The organism is Variovorax sp. 05N34, from assembly GCF_056397405.1.
Map to the genome: position 1 here is coordinate 210,283 of NZ_JBFTNI010000009.1, position 24,317 is coordinate 234,599.

At 65.7% G+C, this 24,317-nt stretch carries 25 protein-coding genes; 8 read left to right on the forward strand and 17 right to left on the reverse strand.

The genetic code is table 11. From position 1 onward, the window contains the following. Positions 1-15: 15 nt before the first annotated feature. Genes AC1DMA_RS23800 through AC1DMA_RS23820 form a run of 5 tightly spaced genes read right to left on the reverse strand, consistent with a single transcriptional unit; the run spans position 16 to position 5,475 of the window. On the reverse strand, positions 16-999 hold the full coding sequence (locus AC1DMA_RS23800) for an ABC transporter ATP-binding protein (RefSeq protein WP_478145687.1): 984 nt from the start codon (positions 997-999) through the stop codon (positions 16-18). After that, complete coding sequence (locus AC1DMA_RS23805; protein WP_478145688.1) at positions 996-2,042, reverse strand: ABC transporter ATP-binding protein; 1,047 nt, start codon at positions 2,040-2,042, stop codon at positions 996-998. Before AC1DMA_RS23805 ends, AC1DMA_RS23800 begins: the two co-directional genes overlap by 4 nt. After that, positions 2,039-2,869 (reverse strand): ABC transporter permease, encoded by an 831-nt coding sequence (locus AC1DMA_RS23810; protein WP_478127087.1) that lies wholly within the window; start codon positions 2,867-2,869, stop codon positions 2,039-2,041. The genes AC1DMA_RS23805 and AC1DMA_RS23810 overlap by 4 nt, the downstream gene beginning before the upstream one ends. Before the next feature lie 32 nt (positions 2,870-2,901). Beyond that, positions 2,902-3,852 (reverse strand): ABC transporter permease, encoded by a 951-nt coding sequence (locus AC1DMA_RS23815; protein WP_478145689.1) that lies wholly within the window; start codon positions 3,850-3,852, stop codon positions 2,902-2,904. A gap of 18 nt (positions 3,853-3,870) precedes the next feature. Next, complete coding sequence (locus tag AC1DMA_RS23820) at positions 3,871-5,475, reverse strand: ABC transporter substrate-binding protein (protein ID WP_478145690.1); 1,605 nt, start codon at positions 5,473-5,475, stop codon at positions 3,871-3,873. A 112-nt stretch (positions 5,476-5,587) separates the two neighbouring features. Between AC1DMA_RS23820 and AC1DMA_RS23825 the strand changes: the two genes are divergently transcribed. From AC1DMA_RS23825 to AC1DMA_RS23835, 3 genes are read left to right on the forward strand one after another with little or no spacing between them, the layout of a single operon-like run. After that, positions 5,588-5,986 (forward strand): RidA family protein, encoded by a 399-nt coding sequence (locus AC1DMA_RS23825; protein WP_478145691.1) that lies wholly within the window; start codon positions 5,588-5,590, stop codon positions 5,984-5,986. After that, on the forward strand, positions 5,983-6,888 hold the full coding sequence (locus AC1DMA_RS23830) for a 2-dehydro-3-deoxygalactonokinase (RefSeq protein ID WP_478126968.1): 906 nt from the start codon (positions 5,983-5,985) through the stop codon (positions 6,886-6,888). Before AC1DMA_RS23825 ends, AC1DMA_RS23830 begins: the two co-directional genes overlap by 4 nt. Beyond that, the gene (locus AC1DMA_RS23835; RefSeq protein ID WP_478145692.1) at positions 6,885-7,547 is read left to right on the forward strand and encodes a 2-dehydro-3-deoxy-6-phosphogalactonate aldolase; all 663 of its coding nucleotides are present in this window, start codon (positions 6,885-6,887) and stop codon (positions 7,545-7,547) included. The genes AC1DMA_RS23830 and AC1DMA_RS23835 overlap by 4 nt, the downstream gene beginning before the upstream one ends. Before the next feature lie 6 nt (positions 7,548-7,553). On the opposite strand, the gene AC1DMA_RS23840 is transcribed toward AC1DMA_RS23835, so the two are convergent. The 5 genes from AC1DMA_RS23840 to AC1DMA_RS23860 form a co-directional block, all read right to left on the reverse strand. Then, positions 7,554-9,641: a site-specific recombinase gene (locus AC1DMA_RS23840; protein ID WP_478145693.1), complete on the reverse strand. Its 2,088-nt coding sequence runs from the start codon at positions 9,639-9,641 to the stop codon at positions 7,554-7,556. A gap of 157 nt (positions 9,642-9,798) precedes the next feature. Then, entirely contained in the window at positions 9,799-10,521 is a 723-nt protein-coding gene (locus AC1DMA_RS23845; RefSeq protein WP_478145694.1) for an SDR family oxidoreductase, read from the reverse strand. A 40-nt stretch (positions 10,522-10,561) separates the two neighbouring features. Then, complete coding sequence (locus AC1DMA_RS23850; protein ID WP_478126972.1) at positions 10,562-11,974, reverse strand: MATE family efflux transporter; 1,413 nt, start codon at positions 11,972-11,974, stop codon at positions 10,562-10,564. A gap of 20 nt (positions 11,975-11,994) precedes the next feature. Then, entirely contained in the window at positions 11,995-13,275 is a 1,281-nt protein-coding gene (locus AC1DMA_RS23855) for an MFS transporter (protein WP_478145695.1), read from the reverse strand. Further along, complete coding sequence (locus AC1DMA_RS23860; RefSeq protein ID WP_478145696.1) at positions 13,268-13,756, reverse strand: MarR family winged helix-turn-helix transcriptional regulator; 489 nt, start codon at positions 13,754-13,756, stop codon at positions 13,268-13,270. The genes AC1DMA_RS23855 and AC1DMA_RS23860 overlap by 8 nt, the downstream gene beginning before the upstream one ends. Positions 13,757-13,784: 28 nt before the next feature. Here AC1DMA_RS23860 and AC1DMA_RS23865 point away from each other — a divergent pair, with 28 nt between their 5' ends. Further along, positions 13,785-14,327: a PaaI family thioesterase gene (locus tag AC1DMA_RS23865; protein ID WP_478145698.1), complete on the forward strand. Its 543-nt coding sequence runs from the start codon at positions 13,785-13,787 to the stop codon at positions 14,325-14,327. A 55-nt stretch (positions 14,328-14,382) separates the two neighbouring features. Then, positions 14,383-14,793 carry a lactoylglutathione lyase gene (gene gloA / locus AC1DMA_RS23870; RefSeq protein ID WP_478126976.1) on the forward strand — a complete coding sequence of 137 codons (411 nt, stop codon included), beginning with the start codon at positions 14,383-14,385 and terminating at the stop codon, positions 14,791-14,793. Here gloA and AC1DMA_RS23875 read toward each other — a convergent pair. From AC1DMA_RS23875 to AC1DMA_RS23895, 5 genes are all read right to left on the reverse strand, one after another. After that, positions 14,790-16,901 carry an O-linked N-acetylglucosamine transferase, SPINDLY family protein gene (locus AC1DMA_RS23875; RefSeq protein WP_478126977.1) on the reverse strand — a complete coding sequence of 704 codons (2,112 nt, stop codon included), beginning with the start codon at positions 16,899-16,901 and terminating at the stop codon, positions 14,790-14,792. The two genes, gloA and AC1DMA_RS23875, sit on opposite strands and share 4 nt — an antisense overlap. Continuing rightward, positions 16,901-17,626 carry a haloacid dehalogenase type II gene (locus tag AC1DMA_RS23880; protein WP_478126978.1) on the reverse strand — a complete coding sequence of 242 codons (726 nt, stop codon included), beginning with the start codon at positions 17,624-17,626 and terminating at the stop codon, positions 16,901-16,903. The genes AC1DMA_RS23875 and AC1DMA_RS23880 overlap by 1 nt, the downstream gene beginning before the upstream one ends. Next, positions 17,623-18,264: a bifunctional 4-hydroxy-2-oxoglutarate aldolase/2-dehydro-3-deoxy-phosphogluconate aldolase gene (gene eda, locus AC1DMA_RS23885; protein WP_478145699.1), complete on the reverse strand. Its 642-nt coding sequence runs from the start codon at positions 18,262-18,264 to the stop codon at positions 17,623-17,625. The genes AC1DMA_RS23880 and eda overlap by 4 nt, the downstream gene beginning before the upstream one ends. After that, complete coding sequence (gene edd / locus AC1DMA_RS23890; protein ID WP_478145700.1) at positions 18,255-20,093, reverse strand: phosphogluconate dehydratase; 1,839 nt, start codon at positions 20,091-20,093, stop codon at positions 18,255-18,257. Before edd ends, eda begins: the two co-directional genes overlap by 10 nt. A 97-nt stretch (positions 20,094-20,190) precedes the next feature. After that, positions 20,191-20,727, reverse strand: coding sequence for an OmpA family protein (locus tag AC1DMA_RS23895; protein WP_478127088.1), 537 nt, complete (start codon positions 20,725-20,727; stop codon positions 20,191-20,193). A gap of 129 nt (positions 20,728-20,856) precedes the next feature. Between AC1DMA_RS23895 and AC1DMA_RS23900 the strand changes: the two genes are divergently transcribed. Then, on the forward strand, positions 20,857-21,525 hold the full coding sequence (locus AC1DMA_RS23900) for a gamma-glutamylcyclotransferase (protein WP_478126981.1): 669 nt from the start codon (positions 20,857-20,859) through the stop codon (positions 21,523-21,525). 5 nt (positions 21,526-21,530) lie between these two features. Next, positions 21,531-22,076: a superoxide dismutase family protein gene (locus AC1DMA_RS23905; RefSeq protein ID WP_478126982.1), complete on the forward strand. Its 546-nt coding sequence runs from the start codon at positions 21,531-21,533 to the stop codon at positions 22,074-22,076. On the opposite strand, the gene AC1DMA_RS23910 is transcribed toward AC1DMA_RS23905, so the two are convergent. Beyond that, on the reverse strand, positions 22,063-22,647 hold the full coding sequence (locus AC1DMA_RS23910; RefSeq protein ID WP_478126983.1) for a nucleotidyltransferase family protein: 585 nt from the start codon (positions 22,645-22,647) through the stop codon (positions 22,063-22,065). The genes AC1DMA_RS23905 and AC1DMA_RS23910 overlap by 14 nt on opposite strands. Positions 22,648-22,669: 22 nt before the next feature. On the opposite strand from AC1DMA_RS23910, the gene pdxH reads away from it, so the two are divergent. After that, complete coding sequence (gene pdxH, locus AC1DMA_RS23915; protein ID WP_478126984.1) at positions 22,670-23,335, forward strand: pyridoxamine 5'-phosphate oxidase; 666 nt, start codon at positions 22,670-22,672, stop codon at positions 23,333-23,335. Positions 23,336-23,355: 20 nt separating this feature from the next. Here the strand turns inward: pdxH and AC1DMA_RS23920 are convergent, their stop codons facing one another. Further along, positions 23,356-24,303 carry an AEC family transporter gene (locus tag AC1DMA_RS23920; RefSeq protein ID WP_478126985.1) on the reverse strand — a complete coding sequence of 316 codons (948 nt, stop codon included), beginning with the start codon at positions 24,301-24,303 and terminating at the stop codon, positions 23,356-23,358. Positions 24,304-24,317: the final 14 nt, after the last annotated feature.

The window sequence follows — 24,317 nt, forward strand, 5'->3', positions numbered from 1 at the left end:
TTGTTCCTGGCATCTTCAAAGGTCGTCGCGCCAGCAGGCGTGCCAATGTCCGGACCGCACTTCGCGCAATTGCATGTCGGCACCGGCGCAGCGCTCTTCCGCCAGCGGACATCGCGTGCGAAAGACGCAGCCCGATGGCGGATTGGCAGGGCTCGGCAGATCGCCCTGCAGCAATGGCACCACCCGGCGTTGCGCCGGATCAGGGATCGGCGCCGCTGCGAGCAGCGCACGCGTGTAGGGATGCTGCGGACTTGCATAAAGGGCCTCGGTCGGTGCGATCTCCATCACCCGCCCGAGATACAGCACGACCACGCGGTCGCACAGGTACTCCACAACGTCGAGGTCATGCGAGATAAAGAGCAGCGTGAGGCCGAGTTGCTCCTTCAGTTCGCCCAGCAGATTGACCACTTGCGCCTGTATCGACACATCAAGTGCGGACAGCGGCTCGTCCGCGACGATGAACTGCGGTTCCACCGCCAGAGCGCGTGCAATACCGATGCGCTGGCGCTGCCCGCCCGAGAACTCGTGCGGAAAGCGTGCGGCATGTTCGGGGCGCAAGCCCACTTGCTGCAGCAGTTGATCGATGCGCCCCTTGCGTGCGCTGCCCTTGGCCAGCCCGTGCGTGTCGAGTGCTTCCGCCAGCACGTCGCGAATGCGCATGCGGGGATTGAGGCTCGCGTAGGGGTCCTGGAAGATGATCTGCACCTTCGAGCGCAATGGCCTGAACTGCGATTGCGACATCCCCGCCAGATCCTGCGGTGCCGCATCCGATCCCGTCGGCTGGTAGAGCATCTGCCCGCCTGTCGGATCGACGAGCCGAGTCAGCAAGCGGCCGATGGTGCTCTTGCCCGAGCCCGATTCGCCGACCAGTCCCAGCGTCTCACCCTTGCGGATGCTGAAGCTCACGTCATCGACCGCGCGCACGGGATGGCTGCCCTTGCCGAAGTATTTGCGCAGGTTGCGCACCTCCAGCAGGTTGTCGTTTGTCGCGGTCGTCATGCGGCCTGCTCCTCGATGAATCCGACGCAGCGAACCATGCGCTGGCCGCCCGCCGATTCGAGCAGGGGCATGCGGGCATCGCAAGCCTCTTGGCGGAATGCGCAGCGCGGCGCAAAAGCACACCCGGGCGGTGGTGCGAACGGGCTGGAGACCTGTCCCGGAATCGCCACCAACTGCGGACGCCGCCCCGCCGAGGCTCCAGGCACACCACGCCGCCGGGCCACGCCCGGCAAGCACGCCAACAATCCGCGCGTATAGGGATGGTCCGGCCGCGCGAAGAGATCGTGCACCGGCGCGGATTCGACGATCCGCCCCGCGTACATCACCGCCACCGCATCGGCATACTGCGCAACGACGCCGAGGTTGTGCGTGACGAAGAGCATGCTCATCCCCGTTTCTTTCTGCAAGCGCCCCATCAGCGCGAGGATTTGCGCCTGGATGGTCACGTCGAGTGCTGTCGTGGGCTCATCGGCGATCAGCAGCGTCGGATTGCACGCCATGGCCAACGCAATCATCACGCGCTGGCGCATGCCGCCGGAGAGCTGATGCGGATACTCGTTGACACGCTGGCCCGCGGCGGGGATTTCCACCAGTTCGAGCATGCGCCGCGCGTGCGCAAAGGCGGCGCTGCGATCGAGCTTCAGATGCAGCCGCACCGACTCGGCGATCTGCTCTCCGATGGTCAGCACCGGATTGAGGCTCGTCATCGGCTCCTGGAAGATCATCCCCAGCTCGTTGCCCCGCAATGCGCGTTTGTCGGCCTCAGGAATGGCAAGCAGGTCGACGCGCAATCCATCGCGCCGCACGAACCAGGCCTCGCCTTGTACCTGTGCGTGCGAGGTCTTGGCGTGCAGGCCCATCAGCGTCAGGCTGGTGACCGACTTGCCCGAGCCCGACTCGCCCACCAGTGCCAGCGTTTCGCCAGGCCTGATGGAGAAGCTCACGTCGGCCACGCTCTGGATGCGCCCGGCTTCTGTTGCAAAGGAGGTGGAAAGCCCGCGCACTTGGAGGCGCGGCGTCTCGGATATGTTGGCGGCGCTCATGTCGCTTTCCTCAGCTTTGGATCGAGCAAATCGCGCACGCCGTCCCCCAGCATCTGCAGCGACAGCGCGGTCAGCACGATCGCAAGGCCGGGGCAGAAGATGGTCCAGAAAGCCTTGTCGGCGTAATCAAGACTGCCGGCGATCATCGTGCCCCACGTGGGAATATCGGGCGGCACACCAACGCCGAGAAACGAGAGCCCTGCTTCGGCGAGGATGGCATAGGCAAAGATGAAGGTCACCTGCACGAGGATCGGCGACATGAGGTTGGGCAGGATGTGCTTGCGCAGGATGCGCGGCGTGCGCACGCCGAGCGCACGCGCCGCATCGACGAAGAGCAGTTCGCGCAGCACCAGCGTCGTTGCACGCACCACACGCGCCACACGCGGCGTATAGACGATGACCAGCGCCAGCATCACATTCCACAGCGACACGCCGAGAATCGACACCAATGCAATGCCCAGCAGGATGTCGGGGAAGGACATCATGGCGTCGACCACACGCATCAGCGGCGCATCGAGCCGGGGAAAGAAGCCGGCGAGCATGCCCAGCAGCGTGCCGAAGAGCACCGCCCCCGCAGCCGTCACGAAGCCGATCAGCAACGAATAGCGCGCGCCATGCACGATGCGCAGCATGACGTCGCGGCCGAGTTCGTCGGTGCCGGCCCAATGCGTCCACGACGGCGCACGCAGCCGCTCGCCGATCTCGATGGCGCCCGGATCCGCATCCGAGAGCCATGGGTAGATCACCGCGACGCCGACCACCAACAGCAGGACGATCGCCGCGGCAAGCACCACCTTGCGCGAAAACAGCCGCCGCGCGAGAGGCATCACGCCTGTCATGAAAGAAGTCACGGCGGCCTTCATTTCGACCTCAGCCGGATGCGCGGATCGACCAGCGTGTAGACGAAGTCGACACCCAGGTTGATGAACACATAGATCGCAGCGATCACCAGCAGCGTGCCTTGAATCACCGGATAGTCGCGCCGCAGCACCGCGCGCACCACGAGGTTGCCGACGCCGGGAAGGTTGAACACCGTCTCGGTCACGACCGTGCCGCCGATCATCAAGGCCAGCGTGAGGCCGAGCACCGTGATGATCGGCACCAGGGCATTGCGCAGCACGTGCTTGACCATGATGACGCTCTCCGGCAAGCCTTTGGCGCGGGCAGTTCGCACATAGTCTTCGCCGAGGATGTCGAGCATCGACGCTCGGGTAAAGCGGATGATCAACGCTGAGTTGAGCAAGCCAAGCACCAGGGCGGGCAGCAAGAGGTGATGCAGCCGCTCTCCCAGCGATGCGCTCGGATCACCGTAGCCCGATGCGGGGAACCAGCCAAGCTTGACGGCGAAGAACTGGATGAGGATCAACCCCAGCCAGAAACTCGGGACGCTTGCGCCCAGCATGGCCACGCCGCTCACGGCCTGATCGGCTGCACTGCCGCGCCAGACGGCAGCCGCCATGCCCGCCGGAATGCCGATCAATGCCGCGATGCCGACCGCGAACAGTGCGAGAAACAACGTCGGCTCCGCACGCTCGAGCAGCGCCTGCGCAACGGGCCGCTGCAAGAACAGCGACTGCCCCAGGTTGCCATGTAGCAGCTCTCCCACCCACAAGACGAACTGCGTGGGCAGCGGCTTGTCGAGCCCATATTGCGTGCGGGCATGGGCGATGTCCTCGGCAGTGGCCTGGTCGCCAAGCAGAAGCGCGACAGGGTCTCCCGACGCGAGGCGCGTCAGCGCGAAGACCAGCACCGCCACGATGGCGAGCACCACCAGTGCACCGGCGAGGCGTGAAAGCAGGAAGCGCAGCATGAAAGGAGCCCGAGGCGCTTACTTGGCGAGGCCGGTGTTCCAGAAGAACGGCCAGATCGCCGGCGTGAAGCCCTCCAGCTTTGCCGAACGTGCCGACAGGCTGTTGAACTTGCCGACTTCGATGAAGGGCACTTCGTCATAGACCGTCTGCTGCACCTGACCCCACAGCGCACCGCGCTTGGCCGGATCGCTTTCCTTGTTGAAGGCGCTGAGCGTCGACTTCTTGGCCGGCGTGTCCCACCAGCCCGGCGCGCCGTCGCCCAATTGCGGCGGCGAGAGCATCGGCTCCGGAAACAGGCCCGAATGCGTGAAGTAGACATCCCACAGCTTGGCGTCGTTGCGGCGCTGCACGAGCGTCGCCCAGTCGACCACCTGCAGGTCGGTCTTGAAGCCCGCCTTCTTGAGTTGCTCGGACATCACGAGCGCCATGTTGTAGTGAAACTCGTATTGCCGGCTCGCCATGATGCGGATGGGCTGGCCGTTGTAGCCGGCCTTCGCCGCGAGATCCTTGGCCGCTTGCGGATTGCGCGTGTTGTAAGCGTTGGCGCCGGCTGCGGAGTAGTAAGGCGTCCCCTTCGGAAAGAAGTTGGGCTCGACGACGAAGAAGCGGTTGTCTCCGAAGCCCGCGGCCATCAGTTCGCCCTCGCCCACTGCCGTCTGCACCGCACGGCGCAGCGGCTGGGAGGCCAGCACGCCTTCCTTGGTGTTGAACACGATGTATGGAAAGCCGAAGTTCTTCGTCACGATCGGCACCACGGCCGGGGCGCCTTTCTCGATTCGGCCGACGGCCTCCACCGGCAGCAGATCGGCGTACTGGAACTGCCCGGACAGCGAGCCTTCGACGCGCGTGTTGGCATTGGGCACGGGCACAAAGCGCAGTTCGTCGAGCAGCGCCTCGCGCCGGCCGGCATAGCCGCTCGGCGCTTCCTTGCGGGCGGTGTAGCCGTCATGGCGCACCAACACGGTGAACTGATCCGGACGGCGTTCCTTGAACTTGTAGGGGCCGGTTCCGATGAATTCCTTGAGCTGCGGCGCGATGCTTTCCTTGGCCATGATGGCCGCCATCCCGCTGGGCAATGCGAGCTGGGCCAGCAGTGGCGCGTAGGGGTTCGCAAGCTTCAGCTCGACAGTGAGCGGGCCCTTGGCCGTGAGCGAAGCGACTTCCTTGCCGACGGCCTTGCCACGTGGCGAGAGTTCCATCCAGCGCTGCAGCGAAGCCACAACGTCATCGGCATTCAGGTCACGCCCGTTGTGGAGCTTCACACCCTTGCGAATCGCGATCGTGTAGGTCAGGCCGTCCTTGGAGACCACCGGCATGCCTTCGGCCAGCATCGGCGCAATATTCCAGTTTGCATCGAAGGTGTAGAGAGGCTCGTAGACGTGCTGCATGATGGTGCCCACGAGGTCGGCCGTGCTGGTCATCGGGTCGAGGCCCTGCGGCTCGCCCACCATGGCGAGGTTGGCAGCGCCTCCCTTTGCGGGCTCGGCCCACACGGCACCCGGCAAGATGGCCAACGTGAATGCGGCGGCAAGCGCGCCTGCGACACTCCGCCAACGCGGCGCGCGCACCGGGTTCAAGGGAGAAAAGCCAAGGGTCGGTACAGTGATCGCGGACGTTTGCATCGCGGCTCCATGAGTAATAACATTACATCGTCGATCGTATTTACAGCGATATCTCACGTCAAACGGGGGTTTACCCTCGTATTTTCTGTAATTTCATTACAAATTCATCACCATGTCCCAAGTTGAAATGCTCGGCCAGTCGCCCATCGCCTCAGACCGCCAGGCTCGTCCGCTGTCGCCCGCCACCCGCGCGGGCGATTTCGTTTTTGTATCGGGCCAGGTACCGACTGACGACCAGGGCCAGGTCATCGTCGGCGGCATCGAAGCGCAGACGCGGCAGGTCTTCAAGCGCATAGAACAGGCGTTGGCGCTGGCCGACTGCACACTGGCCGACATCGCCAAAGTCAGCGTCTGGCTGAACGACGCGCGCGACTTCGGCAGCTTCAACCGCGTGTACATGGAGTGCCTGGGCGATCATCGGCCTGCGCGTTCCACGGTCGAGTCGCGGCTCATGATCGACGCGAAGGTCGAGATCGACGTCACTGCGTACAAACCCCGGGGCCGCCCATGAGCCACACACGCCTTGTTGCCGTCGACTGGGGGACCAGTTCGCTGCGCGGCGCGCTGATCGATGCCGACGGGCACGTGCTTGAAGAGCAAAGCCATCCGCGCGGCATCCTCACCGTCAAGAGCGGAGGCTTCACCGAAGTGTTCGAGACGCTCTTCGGCGACTGGATGCGTCCGCAGGGAACGCGCTGCCTCATATCGGGCATGGCAGGAAGCAAGCAGGGATGGGTCGAGGCGCCCTACTGCCCTTGCCCGGCAGGACTCGCCGAAATCCGCAACAGGGTGATGGAGATCGAACCCGGCCGCATCTCGCTGGTGCCGGGACTGAGCGACATGCACGACGGCGTGCCCGACGTGATGCGCGGAGAGGAAGTGCAGATTCTCGGCGCGATGGCACTGACCGAATTGCGCGACGGCCTCTTCGTGCTGCCCGGCACGCACAACAAATGGGCCCGGGTCAAGAACGGCATGGTGACGGGCTTTCGCACCTTCATGACGGGCGAGTTCTACGCGGTGCTGAGTCAGCATTCCATCCTCGCGCGCACGATGGATACCTCCGCGCCGCTCGACGAAGCCGCTTTCTTGCAAGGCGTCACGCAATCGGACAACGGCCAGGGCCTGCTGCACAACGCGTTCGGCGCGCGCACCCTCTCGCTGTTCGAGCGCATGCCGGCACGCGAACTCTCGAGCTATCTCTCGGGCATCCTCATCGGGGAAGAACTGCGCACGCAATCGCTGCATGCTGCGGGCGAGGTGGTGCTGATCGGTTCGCCTGCGCTCACCCAGCGCTACATGCTGGCCCTGCAGGCCTCCGGCACCAGGGCCAGGACGCTCGGCGCCGAGGCAACCTGGGCCGGGCTGCATGCACTCCACACCAACCACACCAACGGCCATCGCAAATCATGACCTCTACAGTCAACACCGCCGCCACGGCGTCGCAGAAGTTCAATGCCGCCATGAAGCACCTGCCGCTGGTCGCGATCCTGCGCGGCCTGACGCCGGAAGAAGCTGCCGACGTGGGAGACGCCCTCGTCCATTCCGGCTTCCGGCTGCTCGAAGTTCCGCTCAACTCGCCGCGGCCCCTCGAGAGCATTGCCTTGCTTCGCCAACGCTTTCCTGACGCGCTGGTCGGCGCCGGCACAGTGCTCGATGCACAGCAGGTGCGCGACGTACACGCCGCCGGCGGCGAACTGATCGTCGCGCCGAACTTCAGCGCCGAAGTCATCGCCGAAGCGAAGCGGCTCGGCCTCGTCAGCCTGCCCGGCGTCATGACGCCGACCGAAGCCTTCGCGGCGCTGGCCGCGGGCGCAGACGGACTCAAGCTGTTTCCCGCGGAACTGGCAACCCCCGCGGTCGTGAAGGCGATGCTCGCGGTGCTGCCCAAAGGCACTTCGCTGATGCCAGTCGGCGGCATCTCGCCCCGCAACATGGACGAATGGCGCGCCGCGGGCGCAGTGGGCTTCGGCATCGGCTCCGCGCTGTACAAGCCGGGCAAGAGCGCCGACGCGGTGCGCGAAGACGCGCAACGCTTCGTGGCGGCTTTCAGCGGAGTACAGCGCGCCTGAGCTCGGTCAGGCGCTCGGCCGCGCGCTGGGCCAGAAGAGGTCCATGGGCCGGCTGCGAACGCGCTGCCAGACGCTGTTGTAGAGCGACCGCACGTCCGCATTGCGCAGCGCGCGCGACCGAACAGCCATGTGGAAGGCCAACGCAAAGCTCACCGCGACATTGAGCACCGCCATGCTGCCGATGCCGGCAACGGCCCACCACAGTTCAGACGATCGAAGCGGTGCCGTACCGAGCACGCCCAGGGCCACGCCGACCGATCCCGCGCTGAGCGTCACATGCCGCACCTCGAAATTGAACACCAGGGCCGAGTGAATGGCCGGGATCAACCCGAGCATGAACCCGAGCGACACATTGCCCGCGACACCCGCGATGTTCAAGCGCCAGAACGCCGCCAGCCGCGCCATGCCCGCCACGCCGAAGGTCATGCGCAGGCGGCGGTTGTATTCGAGCGAATCACCGACCCGGTGCAATACGAACCAGTTGTCCACCCAACCCGCGAAAAGGCTCGAAGCCCATAGCAGCACGCCGGTCAGAGCGGCATAGATCGGCGTCGGCCCCAGCAGAGAGAACGACTGCAACGTTGCATGCGCCTTTTCCGGAGAAATCATGTCTGTCTGGAACAGGGCGCGCCAAAGCAACGTGACGCCGAGGCAAACCGGAAAGACGGCCAGCACATTGCCCAGCACCGCTGCCGCTTGCGTGCGGATCAGCGCCAGCACGGACGTCACGAACTCGTCCATGCCCTGCTCTGTCCCGGCGGCGTCGAGTTCGCGCGCGAGGGTCGGTGCGGTCATCGCGGGTTGTTTCGTCGCAAGCGAGAAATGCAGGAAGTGGATCAGCAGGAAACTCGCGGCGTAGTTGACGGACGCCAGAAGCCCTTCGATCAGCGACGGCAGATGAGCCCCGCTGATCCCCAGCTTGAGGCAAACGGTGATCACCGTCACCAGCCCGCCGCCAAGCGCCATCCGCAGCATGCTCAGATACTCCTGGCGATCGCGCGTGATGTAGTGCTCGCCGGTCTCGGCGTTGTATTCGACCACCTTGCGCGCGAGCAGCGAGAAGTTGCTGCTCAGCAGGTGCGACATGCTCTGGCTTTCGCGGTTCGCCTTGACGAGCTCGGCCGTCAGCCGCGCGAGGGCGCGCATGTCGTCCGACGCCATCCACGCGTCCAGCAGGTGCTCGGCGCGCGCGATGCGCATCCGCATGCGCTCCATCTGGAACACGATGTCGACGCTCACGCCATTGCGATAGAGATTGCTGAACACATCGTCAATGGCGATGCGGCATTGGTCCAGCAGCACCCGCAGGTAGTTGACTTCGCGCAGCAGCCGACCGGGCTCTGCACCGCTTTCGACTGCCTCGTGCGCCGCTTCTACCGCGAGCATCGCGCGCGGGAGCCGATAGAAGGGCTGCGACTCGGTCGCGACGCGCGCGTCGGCGTCGCCGAGCTTGCCGCGCACCAACTGAGACATGCCGGTCGAGCTGATCTGACAGGTGAGGTTGTGCAATGCCGCGAGCAGATCGAGTGAGAACGCGCCCACGCGCCGCGGGTCGTCCGCCGAGCCGTGGTCGAATAGTTCGCGGATGCGAAGGAGCAAGTCGGACGGCAGGGTGTCGATCCAGTCGGCATCGGCGCTGGACGTGAACATCAGCGTGAACAGCGCACTCAGTTCGCGCCGGTTCGGCGTCGGCGGAATCATCAATGACTGAAAGCGCTCGGCCAGCGCGCCGAAAAGGCCGGAGTGGATCGGCATGCCTGCGTCGCACAGCAGCGAAATGCCGTCGCTCTCGCGGAGCACCGCTCGCAAGATGCCGGCGACGTTGCCCTTCCAGGCAAGGTTGCGGTCGAGCACGTGGAGCAGATAGCGCACCCGCGCGTGGATCGAAGCGGCCCGTGACTTGTCCGCGATGCGTTCAGTGGCGTCGGCCAGAAGCTTGTCTCGGCGATGAATCCAATGCGCAAGCTCGATGAGCCATTCGTTGCGCTGGGCGTAGGAGGCGTTCGCGTTGGCCATGGCCAGCAGGGCGTCGAGCTGATGCCCGGCATCTCGCGAAGCGCGCCACCTCTTGAATGCGGTGAACAGACGAAGCATGTATTTTCCAGAAGGCGCGACGCTGGCGGAGTCGGACGATCGCGGCAGTGGCCAAGGCGCATGCCGATGCTTCTGGAACAGGATCCGATCCGCGCCGCGTCGACTCCGCAGAGCGCCGATCGAGGGGTACGGATGATAGCTGCCGCCGGCTCGCGGTTCAGCCCGCCGGATTCGCCGCCGGGTTCACCGCATACGGTGGCGCATCGGCGGAAAGGCCCGCCTTGACCTGTCGCGTCAGCGGATCGGCCAAGAATTCGAACCGCCCTGCTGCGAGTGCGTCGAAAGTCTGCTTCGCCACATCGTCCGGAGATGCCTTCGGGCCTGGCGCGCCACTCGCCATGTCGGTGTCCATGAAGGCCACATGCAGGCTCAACACCTGTGTGCCCTGCTCGCGCAACGCGGAGCGCAGCCCGTTGCTCAGCGACCAGGCGGCCGATTTCGAAGCCGAGTAGGTCGCGGAGGTCGGCAGCGTAAGCCAGCTCAGGACCGACAGCACATTGACCATGGCGCCGCCGCCGTTCGCCGCCAGCACCGGGGCGAAAGCGCGGCTCATGGCCCAGGGACCGAAGAAGTTGGTCTCGAATTCAGCACGCGCGGCATCGAAGGCATCGCTGGTGCCGAAGAGGCTCACGCCGCGCGAGATGCCGGCGTTGTTGATGAGCAAGTCGACGTCGCCGCAGGCGCGGGCTGCGGCCTCGATCTGCTCGGGGCGCGTCACGTCCAGCGCGACCGGATGCACGCCGGCAAGCGTGATGCTGGCCGGATCGCGAGCTGCCGCATACACCTTCTTCGCACCACCGGCGAGCGCCGCACGCGCAAACGCGAGACCGAGCCCGCGATTGGCGCCGGTGACGAAAACCACGGAGTCCTTGATCTGCATACTTGCCTTAAGGAAGTTTCAAAAAAATCAGAAGAGTCGATCAGGACAGTTGCATGCGGCGCAACAGGCCCGTCGTGGTGCGAGGCCAGCCGATACGGCCGAACCAGACGCCGCCGGCGACGGCTGCAGCCGTGACGCCGCCGTAGACCATCAGCGCGAGGCCTTGCGCGAAGAACACATGCATGAGCGTGCCGCCCCAACGCAGGGCGATCCAACCGCCGATCCCGGCGACCACGAGACGCGCGATGTTTCCGATGACGGGCCACAGCAGTCGCCCTGCCCCCTGCGATGCAAAGTACAGCACCAACCCGACGCCGAAGAAGCCATAGAACGGCCCGGCTGCACGCAGATACTGCGCGCCTGTTTCGAGCATTGCCGGATCGCTGCCGAACAACATCAGCCAGGGTCTCGGGAACAACGCAGCAGCCAGGCCGATGGCGCCTGTCAGCACAAAAGCGATGGCAGCACCGGCCCACGTCGCATGCAATGCCCGCTCGCGCTGGCCAGCACCGATGCAGGTGCCGACCATGGCGACCAACGGTGCGCCGAGCCCGAACACGAGCGGCACCAGCAGGTATTCGAGACGTGCAGCCGTGCCGTAGCCGGCGATCGCACCCGGGCCGAAATGACCCGACAGCGCGGTCGCGATGCCGATCGACAGATTCGTCGCGACAGTGGAAATTGCGCCAATGAGGCCGATGCGCAGGATGTCGCTGAACAGCGGCCAGCGAAAGCGCGCGTTCGCCATCGAAGGCTTCAGCAGACTGCGGCTGGAGCGAAGATAGATCCAGAGCGCGACCGATCCGCCAAGGTAGTAAAGCAGCAACGCGACGGCACCGCCGGCAATCCCCAAGCCCGGAATCGGTCCCCAGCCGAAAATCAGCAATGGCGACAGTGGAATGAGGACGACCACGCCGGCGACAGTCACGTTCGCCGGTACGGCCATGTTGCCGGTTCCGCGAATCACCGCGGCCAGCGAATTGAAGAGCCACACCAGCACAGCACCCGCGAACACCACGTTGGAGTAGGCCATCGCCGCGCCGAGCGACGCGCCGGTCCCGCCCATGAGCATGTAGAGCCAGCGACCGCCGAGCAGCAGAACCAGCATGAAGAGCAATCCGAAGCCCAGGGCGATTGCGATCGCATGCAGCACCAGCGCGTCGGCATCGTCGCGGCGCCGCGCGCCGAGCGCACGTGCAATGGACGAAGCGATGCCGCCGCCCATCGCGCCGGCCGATGTCATCTGCATCAGCATCACGATCGGGAAGACCAGCGCCATGCCGGCAAGCGCATCGGTGCCCAGCTTGCCGACGAAGTAGGTTTCGATCAGCCCCACGGACGCCTGCGCGATCATCACCAGCACATTGGGCGCGGCAAGCCGCAGCAAGGTCGGCACGATCGGCGCTTCGAGCAACAGCCGCGTGCGCGGATCGACACCTTGGGGCGCGCTCATTGCTACACGCTCTTGAGCGCTCATGCTGCCGCCTTCGCGAGCATTGCCGGCCGTGCTTCGCGAATGGGCAGGTTGATCAGTGCCGCGCCGGCTGCGAGGGCAATGTCGATGTACCAGACGATGTCGTAACTGCCGGTGGCCTGGAACACATAGCCGCCGAGAAAGGCGCCAAGGAAGCCGCCGATCTGGTGCGCCAGCATCACGATGCCGAACAGCATCGCCATGTTGGCCGGCCCGAACATCTTGGCGACCAGCCCTGCCGTGGGCGGCACCGTCGAAAGAAAGGTGATGCCCATCACCGCCGCGAAGATCAGCATCACTGCTGGCGTCTTGGGAGCCAGCAGGAAGACGAGCACCGCAATGCCACGCGTCGCATAGAGCAGCGCCAGCAGCGACTTCATGCGCCAGCGCCCCACGGCCCAGCCCATGGCCAGGCTGCCGACGATGTTGAAGAGGCCGATCATCCCGAGTGCCCACCCGCCGATCTCCGGCGGCAGGCCGCACGCGGCGATCACGCCCGGCAGGTGCGTGGCGAGAAACGCCACATGGAAGCCGCAGACCAGGAAGCCGAGGCTCAAGTAGCGATAGCTCGGCGTTCCGATCGCCTGGCCGATGGCTTCGCGTGCAGTAAGCGGCTTGATGCCGCTGGCGGCCGCGGACTGCGCTGCGAGTTGATTCGAGTTGCCCTTCAGCACCAAGACGGCAGGCAGCGCCAGCAGGATCAGAACGGCCAGCCATTGCATTGCGCTCGCCCAGCCAACGGTGGCCATCAGGCCGATTGCGATTGGCGCCATGGCGAACTGGCCGAAGGAGCCGCCCGCATTCACCACACCCGTGGCAAGACCGCGCTTGTGCGCCGGTACGAGGCGCGTCGTCGCGGCCATCAGCACAGATGGCCCGGCCATGCCTGCGCCTCCGGCGGCCAACACGCCGATGGCGAAGATCAGGCCACCCGTCGTGCTCATCAGCGGCGTAATGAAGGTGCCGAGCGCCACCAACACCACGCCCATGAAGACCACGCGCCCCGTGCCGATGCGATCGGCCACCGCGCCCGCAAAAGGCTGCGTCAGGCCCCACCAGAGCTGCCCGAACGCGAACGCGAGACTGATGCTGCCGATGCCCAGGCCGGTCGACGTGTTCAGCGACGAGAGGAACAAACCCATCGTCTGCCGCACGCCCATGGTCAGCGCGAAGGTGCCGGCGGCCGCGAGAAGCACCAGGCCGATGGCGAAGCCCGCGGCTGGTGCTACAGGTGCGGCAGGTGCGACAGGCGCTGCAGCGGTGATGTTTCGATCATTCATGGGCGTTTTCCTCGGTCAGTTGGTCGGCGATCTGCAGCAGTTCGATGCTTTCGTCGATCAGCGCATGCAGAGCCACCACGCGCTCGATCCCGAGCACTTCATTGAGCTGCTCTTGCGCCGCGCGCCAATGGCGCTGGGCTTCGGCGCGCTTCTCTCGGCCTTCGTCCGTGATTTCGATAAGGCGGCTGCGCGCGTCGGGTCCCTCGCCCTGCAGGAGCCAGCCGGCGGCAATCATCGGCTTGAGATTGCGGGTCAGTGTCGACGCTTCAACGCCCATGGCCTGCGCCAGGTCCACCGGCCGCAGCGGCCCCAGGTGAAGCACGTGCGACAGCAACGAGTACTGCGTGGTCTTGAGCCCGCTCTTGGCGACCTCGGCGTCGTAGTGACGCGCGACCTGCCGCATCAAGTGACGCAACCTGAAATTGGTGCAGCCCTGGGGTTTGGCGATGGCGTTCATGTAGACGATTGTAGCTACAATCATTGCATATGCAACTGTTAAGGAAACCTGAATGACATCGACGGATCGACTGGCTGCCTGGATCGCCGAGGAAGACGCCATCAACAAGCGGCTCGACGCTGGCCCTGGGCCCGGTCTCGCAAGGCCGGACCAGATTGCCGGCAAGACCGGACTTGAAGTGATGCAAGCGATGCTTCAAGCGGAAATTCCGTACGCCCAGATGGCGAAGACCCTGCGTTTCCAGCTGATCGAAGTCGCGGCAGGTCGCGCGGTCTTCCAGGGAACGCCACTGCAAGAGCACCTGAATCCGCTCGGCACCGTCCACGGAGGCTGGTTTGCCACGCTGCTCGATTCGGCACTCGGCTGCGCGGTGCACACCATGATGCCGGTCGGCCGCGCCTACACCACGGCTGAGTTGAGCGTGAACCTGGTCAAGGCGCTGACGCCCAAGGTCCAGCGCGTGCGCGCCGAAGGCACTGTGATCCACTGCGGCAGGCAGCTTGCGACCGCCGAAGCCCGGCTCGTCGGCGCGGACGGCACCCTGTATGCACATGCGACGACGACCTGCCTGGTGTTCGAGATGCCGAATCGCTGATCCCGCGCCCAAGCGCGACAATCGTCGACCAACAATTTCAACGGCGACCCACGAGATGCGAATCCTCCACACCATGCTGCGCGTTGGCAATCTCCAGCGCTCCATCGATTTCTACACGCAAGTGCTCGGCATGCAACTGCTGCGCACCTCCGAGAACTCCGAATACAAGTACAGCCTCGCGTTCGTCGGCTACGAAGGCAATCCGGCCCAGGCTGAAATCGAACTGACCTACAACTGGGGAACGGAAAGCTACGAGCTCGGCACCGCCTACGGCCACATCGCACTGGGAGTCCCTGACGCATACGCGGCGTGCGAAAAGATCAAGGCGTCCGGCGGCAACGTCACGCGCGAAGCCGGCCCGGTCAAGGGCGGCACCACGGTCATCGCTTTCGTGACGGACCCGGATGGCTACAAAATTGAACTGATCCAGCGCGCCGAAGCCGCTGCGGGCGGCGGACTGCGCTAGAGCACCGGCTCGGCGGCGTCGCTGATCCGGATGTGATCGGGCGCCAAGCCGCGCTGATGGCGGTCCCACATCGCCTCGTAGGCCGCTTCGATCCGCCGTGCGAAAAGCGGCGAATCGAACAGCGGCATGGTCTTGCGATTCATCTGCAGTCGGCCACGAAGTTCGGCGAGGCGTTCCGGCGAGGTCGCCAGCGCCAAGGCCAATGCTTCGTACGCCTCAACGGTGTGGGTCACCAGCTCGGGCAGGCCTACTGCGCCGAGTAAGCTCGCGCAGACGCGTGAAGCGAAGGTCGGGCCGGCCAGCGTCAACACGGGAAGCCCACTCCAGAGCGCATCGCCCCCCGTCGTGTGCGCGTTGTAGTGGAAGGTGTCCAGGAACAGATCGGCATGGGCGTGCCGCGCCAGATGCTCAGCCAGCGGCATGCGCGGCGCCCAGACGATGCGCTCCGCACCCGCGCCGCGCCGGCTCGCTTCGGCCTCGATCGCACTGCGGGCATCGGCGTTGCCCTCCAGCAGCCACAGCACACTACTGGGCACGTTTCGCAGCAACCGCATCCAGACGTCGAACACGTCTGGCGTGATCTTGTAGTTGCTGTTGAAGCACGCGAAGACGAAACCATTGGGCGGAAGGCCCGAGCTTTCGCGGGTGGTCATTCCCTCGGCGACGCGCTTCGTGTTGTCGTTCGCTTGGTAGGAGTCCGGCAGCACGACGATCTTTTCCGCGTAGTGCGCGTATTCGTCCGGCGCGATGAGCGTCGCATCGGCCACGATGTAGTCCATGTAGTCGCAGCCCATGGTGCCGGGGTAGCCGAGATAGTTGACCTGCACGGGCGCCGCGCGCCGCGCGAAGATGTCCGGCCGCGCGCCTTCGGTAAAGCCGTTGAGGTCGACCGCGATGTCGATGCCGGCATCACGCGCCATGGTTGCGATGGCTGCATCGCTTCGGTCCCCGACATGCGCGAAATGATCGAAAGCCGCCGCAATGCGCGCGCCCATCTCGTCGCGCACCGGAGGCCCAAGCGCAAAGCCGAACCATTCGAAGCGACCGCGATCGTGGCACTCCAGCACGCGCGCAATCAGCTGCGAGACCGGATGCTCGCGGAAGTCGGTCGAAAAGTAGCCGACCCGCAGCTTTCGCCCCGGGTCACGTACAACCGGAGCGAGAACTGCTGTCGGCTCGCGCGCGGGGTGCTTGTCCTGCGCATAGGTGCGAGCACATTTCAGCAAGATGGCCGAACTCGCGGGCGTCGCGGTGAGCGCGAAAGGCATCGCCGCCTTTTCACCGGCTTCGACCCGCGCCACGATGTCACCGACCTGATCCGCCCAGCCGTCCCATCGGCCGACGAACATCGCCGCATGCAGCCGCTGCCCGCGCAGATAGTCCGTATCCGGCGCAAGACGGGCGACCTCGTCATAGCAGGAGAGCGCTTCGGCGTGTCGCTTGAGCACGGTCAGCGTGGCGGCGCGGTTCATCAAGGTGGGCACGTCTTCAGGCGCCAGCGCCAATGCGCGTGTATAGCTTTCAAGTGCGTCCGGCCCGCGACCGAGTTCGGTCAGCACCGTGCCGCGATTCGCCCAAGCCTGTACGAATTTCGGATCGAGCGTCAGCGCGCGGTCGTAGTGCTGGAGCGCCTGCCCGAATTGCTGCAATGCCGCCAGCGTGTCCGCAAGGTTGGACTGCAATTCGCGCGATCGCGGATTGAGACGCTCGGCCCGCCGAAAAGCCTGCAAAGCGGCGTCATGCGCCCCGAGCGCACTGTGCGCTACGCCCAATTCGTGCAGCCCCTCGAAGAATTCTCCGGCCTGCTTCATCGCGCGATCGAACGATCCCACCGCCTCGCGCGCCCGCCCGCGTTGCAACTGCGCTCGTCCGAGATAGAACAGCGCTTCCGGGGAACACTGGGGCAGGGCTGCCGCCTTCTCCAGGAATTCCTCGCATGCCGCCAGGTCCTGGCGATTGCCGCAGATGTACGCCAGCAGCTCGTAGGCCTTGGCGACCTTCGGATCGCGCGCGATCACCTTGCGCAACAGATCCTCGGCAAGCGCGGCTTGCCCGGCCCTGAAGTGGCGCTCCGCCTGAGCCGTTTGCTGCGCCGTGGATTGAAGCATCAGCAGCCCAGCAGATCCGCCAGATGGCCGATGTCGCGAGCGTGCAGCGTGTTCTCGGGCTGGGGCGACACATCCTTAGGCCGCGAAGGTCCGAATTCAAGCGGCCGCTCGATGTAGCCGGTGCGCAGTCCGCAGGTCCGCGCAGCGGCCAGGTCATCGTGATGCGCAGCCGCCAGCATCACCTGCCCGGGAGATACGTCGAAGACACTTGCGACGCCGACATAGGTGCGCGGGTCCGGCTTGTAGGCCTTGAACACTTCGGCGGAAAGCACGCAGTCCCATGGCAGTCCGGCGTGCTTGGCCATTTCCGTCAGCAGGCCGATGTTGCCGTTCGAGAGCGTGCAGATGATGTACTTGCGCTTGAGCCGTGTCAGCCCCTCCACCGTGTCGGCCCACGCGGGGAGCCGGTGCCATGCCTTGTTGAGGTCGCGCTTTCGCGTCGCATCGAGATCATCGATGCCGAAGTCGCGCAGCACGTTGCCGAGCATGCCCATGTGCAGTTCGTCAAGCAGCGTGAAACCGCCCTCGCCTGCCGCGATTCGCGCCATCACGCTCCGCATGGCGGGCTGGTAGCCTGCCCGCCAGGCCAGCGCAAAGGCGCCTCCGTCGACGCCCGGGACGATTCGCTCGGCCTCGGCGGCAATGCCGGAATACCAGTCGACGACCGTGCCGAAGACGTCGAAGGCGATGACCTTCAGGTCACCGAGCTCAGCCGTGCCGCTCATCGCGCCAGCTTGCTCGCCTCGCGCGCGAGCGCCTCGATCCGGGACCAGTCACCGGCGGCAATTGCGTCCGTCGGTACGATCCACGACCCACCGACGCAGGCGACATTGGCGAGCGCAAGAAACTCATGCGCATTGCCCGCGTGAACGCCGCCAGTCGGGCAGAACTTGACGTCGCCGAAAGGCCCCTGCCAGGCCTTCAACATGGCAAGCCCCCCCGCCTGCACCGCAGGAAAGAACTTGAGCTCGGTGAAGCCATCCTCCTGGGCAAGCATGATTTCGCTGCCCGTGGCAACGCCCGGGAGCAGCGGCAGACCCAGGTCGTGGCAAGCCTTGCCCACCGCGCGCGTGTAGCCAGGGCTCACGCCGAACTTCGCGCCCGCCAGCGCCGACGCCTGCGCATCGGCGGCGCTGCGGATCGTGCCCGCACCGGCGACGGCCTCGGGCACTTCCTTGGAGATGATCTCGATGCATTCGAGCGCTTCGCGGGTGCGCAGCGTCACTTCGAGCATGCGGATGCCACCCGCCACAAGGGCGCGCGCCAGCGGCACTGCGTCCTTGACGTCGTGCAGCACGATCACCGGAATCACTGGCGCATCGCGCATCACGTCGAGCGCGGAAATCGATTCGGTCACAGCCATGTGCAGGCTCCTTCTTCTGCTGTCAATGCATTGCGGCGCATGCCGGCGAACAGGTCGCGACCCAGGCCAAAGCCGTTGGCCACACGCTGCTCCGGCGATTGGGTCGCGGGCTGGCGCGACGTCCATTCGTCTTCGGGAAGCAGCACGGTCAGCGTGCCGGCCACCGCGTCGAGCCGGATCAGGTCGCCGTCGAGCACCTTGGCGAGCGGACCGCCGGCGGCGGCCTCGGGAGACACATGGATCGCCGCCGGCACCTTGCCTGAAGCGCCGCTCATGCGCCCGTCGGTGACCAGCGCCACCCGGAAGCCCTTGCCCTGCAACACGGACAGAGGCGGCGTCAACTTGTGCAGCTCGGGCATGCCGTTGGCCTGCGGGCCTTGCCAGCGCACCACGCAAACCACGTCGCGCTCCAGCTCGCCGGCGTTGAATGCCTGCTGCAGCGCGGCTTGCGAGTCGAACACGCGGGCCGGCGCCTCGATCACGTGCCGATCGTCCGGAACGGACGAAACCTTGATCACGCTCCGGCCGAGATTGCCGCTGAGCAGCTTCAGCCCGCCTGTCGCGCTGAAGGGCGCGGACACGGGTCTCGTCACGGCGTCATTCCGAAGCGGAGCGGCGGGCTGCCACTTGAGCGAATGCTCGTCAGAGGGCGCACCGGACAGCGCCGGAATATTCGCGAACTCGCGAATGCCGCCAGCCCGCACCGTCAGCACGTCTGCGTGCATCAGGCCGGCGTCGAGCAGTTCGCCGATCACGAAGCCCGGACCGCCTGCAGCCTGGAATTCGTTGACGTCGGCGCTGCCGTTGGGATAGACCCGCGTCAGCAGCGGCACGACATCGGAAAGCTCCGAGAAGTCGTTCCAGTCGATGAGGATCCCGGCCGCACGCGCGACCGCAACCCAGTGGATCAGGTGGTTGGTCGAGCCGCCCGTCGCAAGCAGTGCAACCATCGCATTGACGATGACGCGCTCGTCGACCATTTGGCCGATCGGAGGCACGGCATGGGGTGCATCGGAAGCGCGCCCCAGCACGGTGCGCGCAGCTTCGCGCGTCAAAGCCTCGCGCATCGAATCGCCGGGCTGGATGAACGCCGTTCCGGGCACGTGCAGTCCCATGGCTTCAAGCAACATCTGGTTGCTGTTGGCCGTGCCGTAGAAGGTGCACGTGCCTGGGGCGTGATAGGCCTGCATTTCGGCCTCGAGAAGCCCCTGCCGCCCGACCAGCCCCTGGGCCGCCTGTTCGCGAACCTTGGACTTGGCGCTGTTGGAGAGCCCCGAAGGCATCGGCCCCGCCGGCACGAACACCATCGGCAGATGCCCGAAGTGCAAGGCGCCGATCAGCAGCCCCGGCACGATCTTGTCGCAGACGCCGAGCAGCAGCGCGGCATCGAACATGTCGTGCGTGAGCGCCACCGCCGTGCCCATCGCGATGACGTCCCGGCTGAAGAGGCTGAGCTCCATGCCGGGCGTTCCCTGCGTCACGCCGTCGCACATCGCCGGCACGCCTCCCGCGACTTGCGCGGTGGCGCCCTGGCGGCGAGCCTCGTGCTTGATGATGTCCGGATAGCCTTGGTACGGCGAATGCGCCGACAGCATGTCGTTGTAGGCTGTGACGATGCCGATGTTGGGTGCGCGCTCGGCCACCACCTTGATCTTGTCGTTGGCAGGAATACCCGCAACGGCATGGGCCACATTCGCGCAGCCCATGCGGTCCGAACCGCGATCACGGTCGCGGATTTCGCTCAGACGCTGGAGGTAAGCGCTGCGCAGCGGACGGCTGCGCTCGCGGATACGGTCGGTGACATCGCGGACTGTGGGGTGTGTAGTCATGGAATTTGTCGCACTGCCGATGAGCTGCCATGTGCGGCAGCTCGGGGGTGAATCGTACCGGCTCCCGCGAGGCACTGGTGGAGGCACTGGTGTAGGGCTAATCCACCAACTTCACTTCGACCCGGCGCGCTTCCGCGTCGTCGCCGGTGCCGGCGGTCACGGGCGGTCGCTTCAGCTCGATCTTGTCCGCAGGCACGCCCAGGCCGGTGAGGACATCGCGAACCATTCCGGCGCGCTTCTTGGCGAGTTCCTCGTTCAGCGCCGCGTCTCCGGTGGTGTCGTGGAAGCCGGACACGACTGCCTTGTGGCCGGCTTCGACGCCCTTGATCACGATCGCCAGTGCTTCGGCAGCGCCGGGCGCGATGTCGGCGCTGGCCGTTGCGAAATAGAAGTTCACGACGTCGCCCGCGACGCGAATGCTCGCGCCTTCCGGAATCACGACGGTCACGGTTTCCGTGACGACGGCCACGGTGGTCGCCGGCGCGGCTGCGGACGCGGCGACGGGCCCGGCCGGCGCGGCGCTCATGTGATTCCTCTGGTAGAGCACGATGCCGATCACGAAGAGGATCACCAACGCTATCAACCCCATGACCAAGGCGAGGATGAAATTCTGCTGGCTGTCGTCTTCGTTCATCACTGACATGGGCGGGTCTCCGTAATCGAGGGGTCGGTAAATAATGGTGCGGTGAACCATGATCACGAAATTGTAGGCGTCGCCCTCAGCAACCAAGCTGCCGACCCGGGCCCTCCGGGGCTGGACCCGATGCCCAAGCCCCTGCGGGACCCGAAGCCCATGCTCGACCGTGTGATCGACGAATGGGGCGGCCACCAGGATCTATGGCTCTTCGGCTATGGGTCGCTGATCTGGCGGCCGGAGTTCGGCTTCATCGAGCGCCTGCCGGCACGAGTGCACGGCTGGCACCGCGCGCTCAAGATGTGGAGCCGCGTCAATCGCGGCACCGTCGAAAACCCCGGGCTGGTGTTCGGGCTGTTGTCGGGTGGATGCTGCCGGGGGATGGTTTTTCGCGTGCCGGCCGCCGATGGGCTCGAAACGCTCGGACGACTCTGGCTGCGGGAGATGCCGACTGGCGTCTACGACCCGCGCTGGCTCGAATGCGAGACGCCGCATTCGACGGTGCGCGCACTCGCCTTCACCCTGTCGCGGCACAGCCCGAATTTCACCGGCGAACTGACTGACGAGCGCTATCGGCACATCTTCGAGACCGCGGTCGGCCGCTATGGGAGTTCGCTGGACTATGCACAACAGACATTGCTGGAGTTGAAGCACCACGGCATCCACGACGCGGCGCTGGCGAGGCTGGTCAAGCTGGCCGAATCCCGCCTGTCGTCGCAGGCCATTGGCAGCGATCAGCCGCCTCCGGTATACCCTTCGGAGCCATCGCTCTCACCCACGCCTCAACCCAAGGAGTAACGCCAATGCCGCACCTGCCGAGCCGATTGATCGCCATCGCTGCCACCTTTGCATCTGCCAGCCTGATCGCTGCTTGCGGCACCATGGGCTCGGGAGTGGGCGCCACCGCCAATCTCGCGCCGACCGCAGCGATTTCGCCGAACCCGACCATGGGCAAGGTGACTTTCACGCCGCTCGAACATGGCGTGCGCGTCGCGGGCGAAGTGCGTGGTCTTCCGCCTGGCACCGAGCATGGCTTCCATATCCACGAAAAAGGCGACTGCGGCGACAACGGCAACGCGTCGGGCGCCCACTTCAATCCATCCGGGGGCACGCATGGCAAGTTCGCAGCGCCGGGCAGCCATGCGGGCGAGTTGCCCAGCTTGGTCGCCGATGCCAGCGGTGCAGCCAAATTCAGTGTCGACGTGCATTCGATTTCGCTGACGGAAGGCGCGGTGAACAACGTGGTCGGACGGGCGCTGGTCGTACATCGCGACCGCGACGACTTCACCTCGCAGCCGGCCGGCAACTCGGGCCCGCGCATCGCCTGCGGGCTGATCACTCGCGGCTGAGCCGCTCCAGCAGCAGCGATTCGGCGTGCGCCAGCTGCTCGGGCGTGTCGATGTCGGTGACGATGCCGACATCGTCCACCTCGATCTCGGCGACCTGGTGCGTCTCCCGGAGCGCCCGTAGCACGGCCGCTGCTCCCACATTGCCGGACAGCGCCGCCAGTTGCGCGCCGCATGCCGCCGCAAACCCGACCGGGTGACCTCTCTGGCCGTCGTAGTGTGGCTGAGCGGCGCGCATCGGCTCGACCAAGGCCCGAGCGATGGCGAGCAGAGTGGCCGGCTGGACCAAGGGCAGGTCGGCCGGAAGAATCAGCCAGCCGCCCGCATCGGGCGTGGCGCGCACGGCCGCTGCGATCGAGTCGCCCATGCCGGGGTGCCCCACGTCCTCGACATGCCATGGCAAGCCGCTCGCACGCACCGAGGCGAGCGTGTGCGCAAGCACTGTCGCACTGCCCAGCGGCGCCTGGAGTTTGTGTCCGACGCCGCCGGCCGCCTTGAAGCGCTCGCCACGGCCGGAGGCCAGCACGATGACCGTCGGCCGACGGGGCTCGGACGCTTCGTTCAGCTCATTCATCCCCGCAGTATCTTCCCTTCGCATGCGCAACAATGGCGGCATGAGTTCTCCCACCGAATCGCTGGCCGCACTGCGCAAGAGCTACGAGCGCGCCGAACTTGACGAAAACGGCAGCGCCGCCGATCCGCTGCAGCAATTCGAACGCTGGCTGGCCGAGGCTATCGACGCCAAGCTCCCCGAGCCGAACGCGATGACGCTGGCCACCGTCGGCGGCGACCTGCGACCTTCCACCCGCATCGTCTTGATCAAGGGCTACGACGCTCGCGGAATCGTCTGGTACACGAACTACAACAGCCGCAAGGGTCAGGACCTCGCCGGCAACCCGTACGCGGCGCTGCAATTCCACTGGGTCGAACTCGAACGGGTGGTGCGCATCGAGGGCCGCGTCGAAAGGGTCAGCGACGCCGAAAGCGACGCCTACTTTGCAAGCCGCCCGCTCGATTCGCGCATCGGCGCGTGGGCCAGTCCGCAAAGCGAAGTCATCAGCGGGCGCGACGTGCTGGTGAAGAACGCCGCGGTGCAGGCGGCGCGACATCTGCTTTCGCCGCCACGGCCGCCGCATTGGGGCGGCTTTCGGCTGATGCCCGATCGCTGGGAATTCTGGCAAGGCCGCAAGAGCCGCCTGCACGACCGGCTTCGCTATCGGATCGAAAGCGGCGCCTGGGTGCGCGAACGCCTCGCACCCTGACGCGCGCTGGCGCCCCTGCGCTAGAGGTGATTCGCGAGCGCCATGACGAGGGTCAGCGTGACGAGCGCCAAAGCCGTGGACACGACCATGCTGGCGGTCACGAGTTGTTCGGCGGTGCGATAGCGCTGCGAAAACAGGAAGACATTGGCGCCGATGGGCAGTGCCGCGGCCACCACCATCACCGTGAGCGGTATCCCCCGCAGTCCCAGCGCCAGACCGATGCCGGCCACCAGCAGCGGGTGCACCAGGTTCTTGACGAGCGCCTGGACCAGCGCGCCACGCCAGTGCTCGCCCACGGGCGTCAACGCCAGCGTGATGCCGACCATGACCAGCGCAACCGGACTGAAGGCGCCCCCCAGCAAGGCGATGGGCGTGTCGATGGCCTCCGGCATGTGCAGCCCCGATTGAGCGAACAGAAGACCGGCAATGATCGGCAGCGGCACTGGATGAATGATCGCGTGATAGAGCGCCCGACCGACGACTCTCGCCGAGGCCGGACGCGCTTCGCCGCTGCTCGCGGCATGCTCGTGCGCCACTGCCATTTCGAGTACGACGGTCGCGCTGGTCAACAGCACCAGCGAATGCAACGAGACCAGCGTCAGCAGCACGACCATGCCCTCGGGTCCATACGCCAGGCTGACCAGCGCAATCCCGATCATTACCGTGTTGCTGTAAGTGTTGGCGAGCGCGAGAACAGCGGCCGTGCGGTTGAAGCCCCGCCACAGCATCGTCCCCCCGAAGATCAGCCCGGCCGCGATGAAGTACGCGGCCACCGGCCGAAGGCTGAGTTCCTCCACGCGCACGGTGCTCATCGACCGGAAGAGCAGCGCCGGCGCCAGAAGGAGGAAGATCAGGTTCGACAGGTCACGCAGTGCGCCCCCGCCGACCCAGCCCATTCGCCCTGCAAAGAACCCGACGGCGATGAGCAAGACGACAGGCAACAGTGAGGCGAGGACGGAAGCATTCACGGCGGCGAGGATAC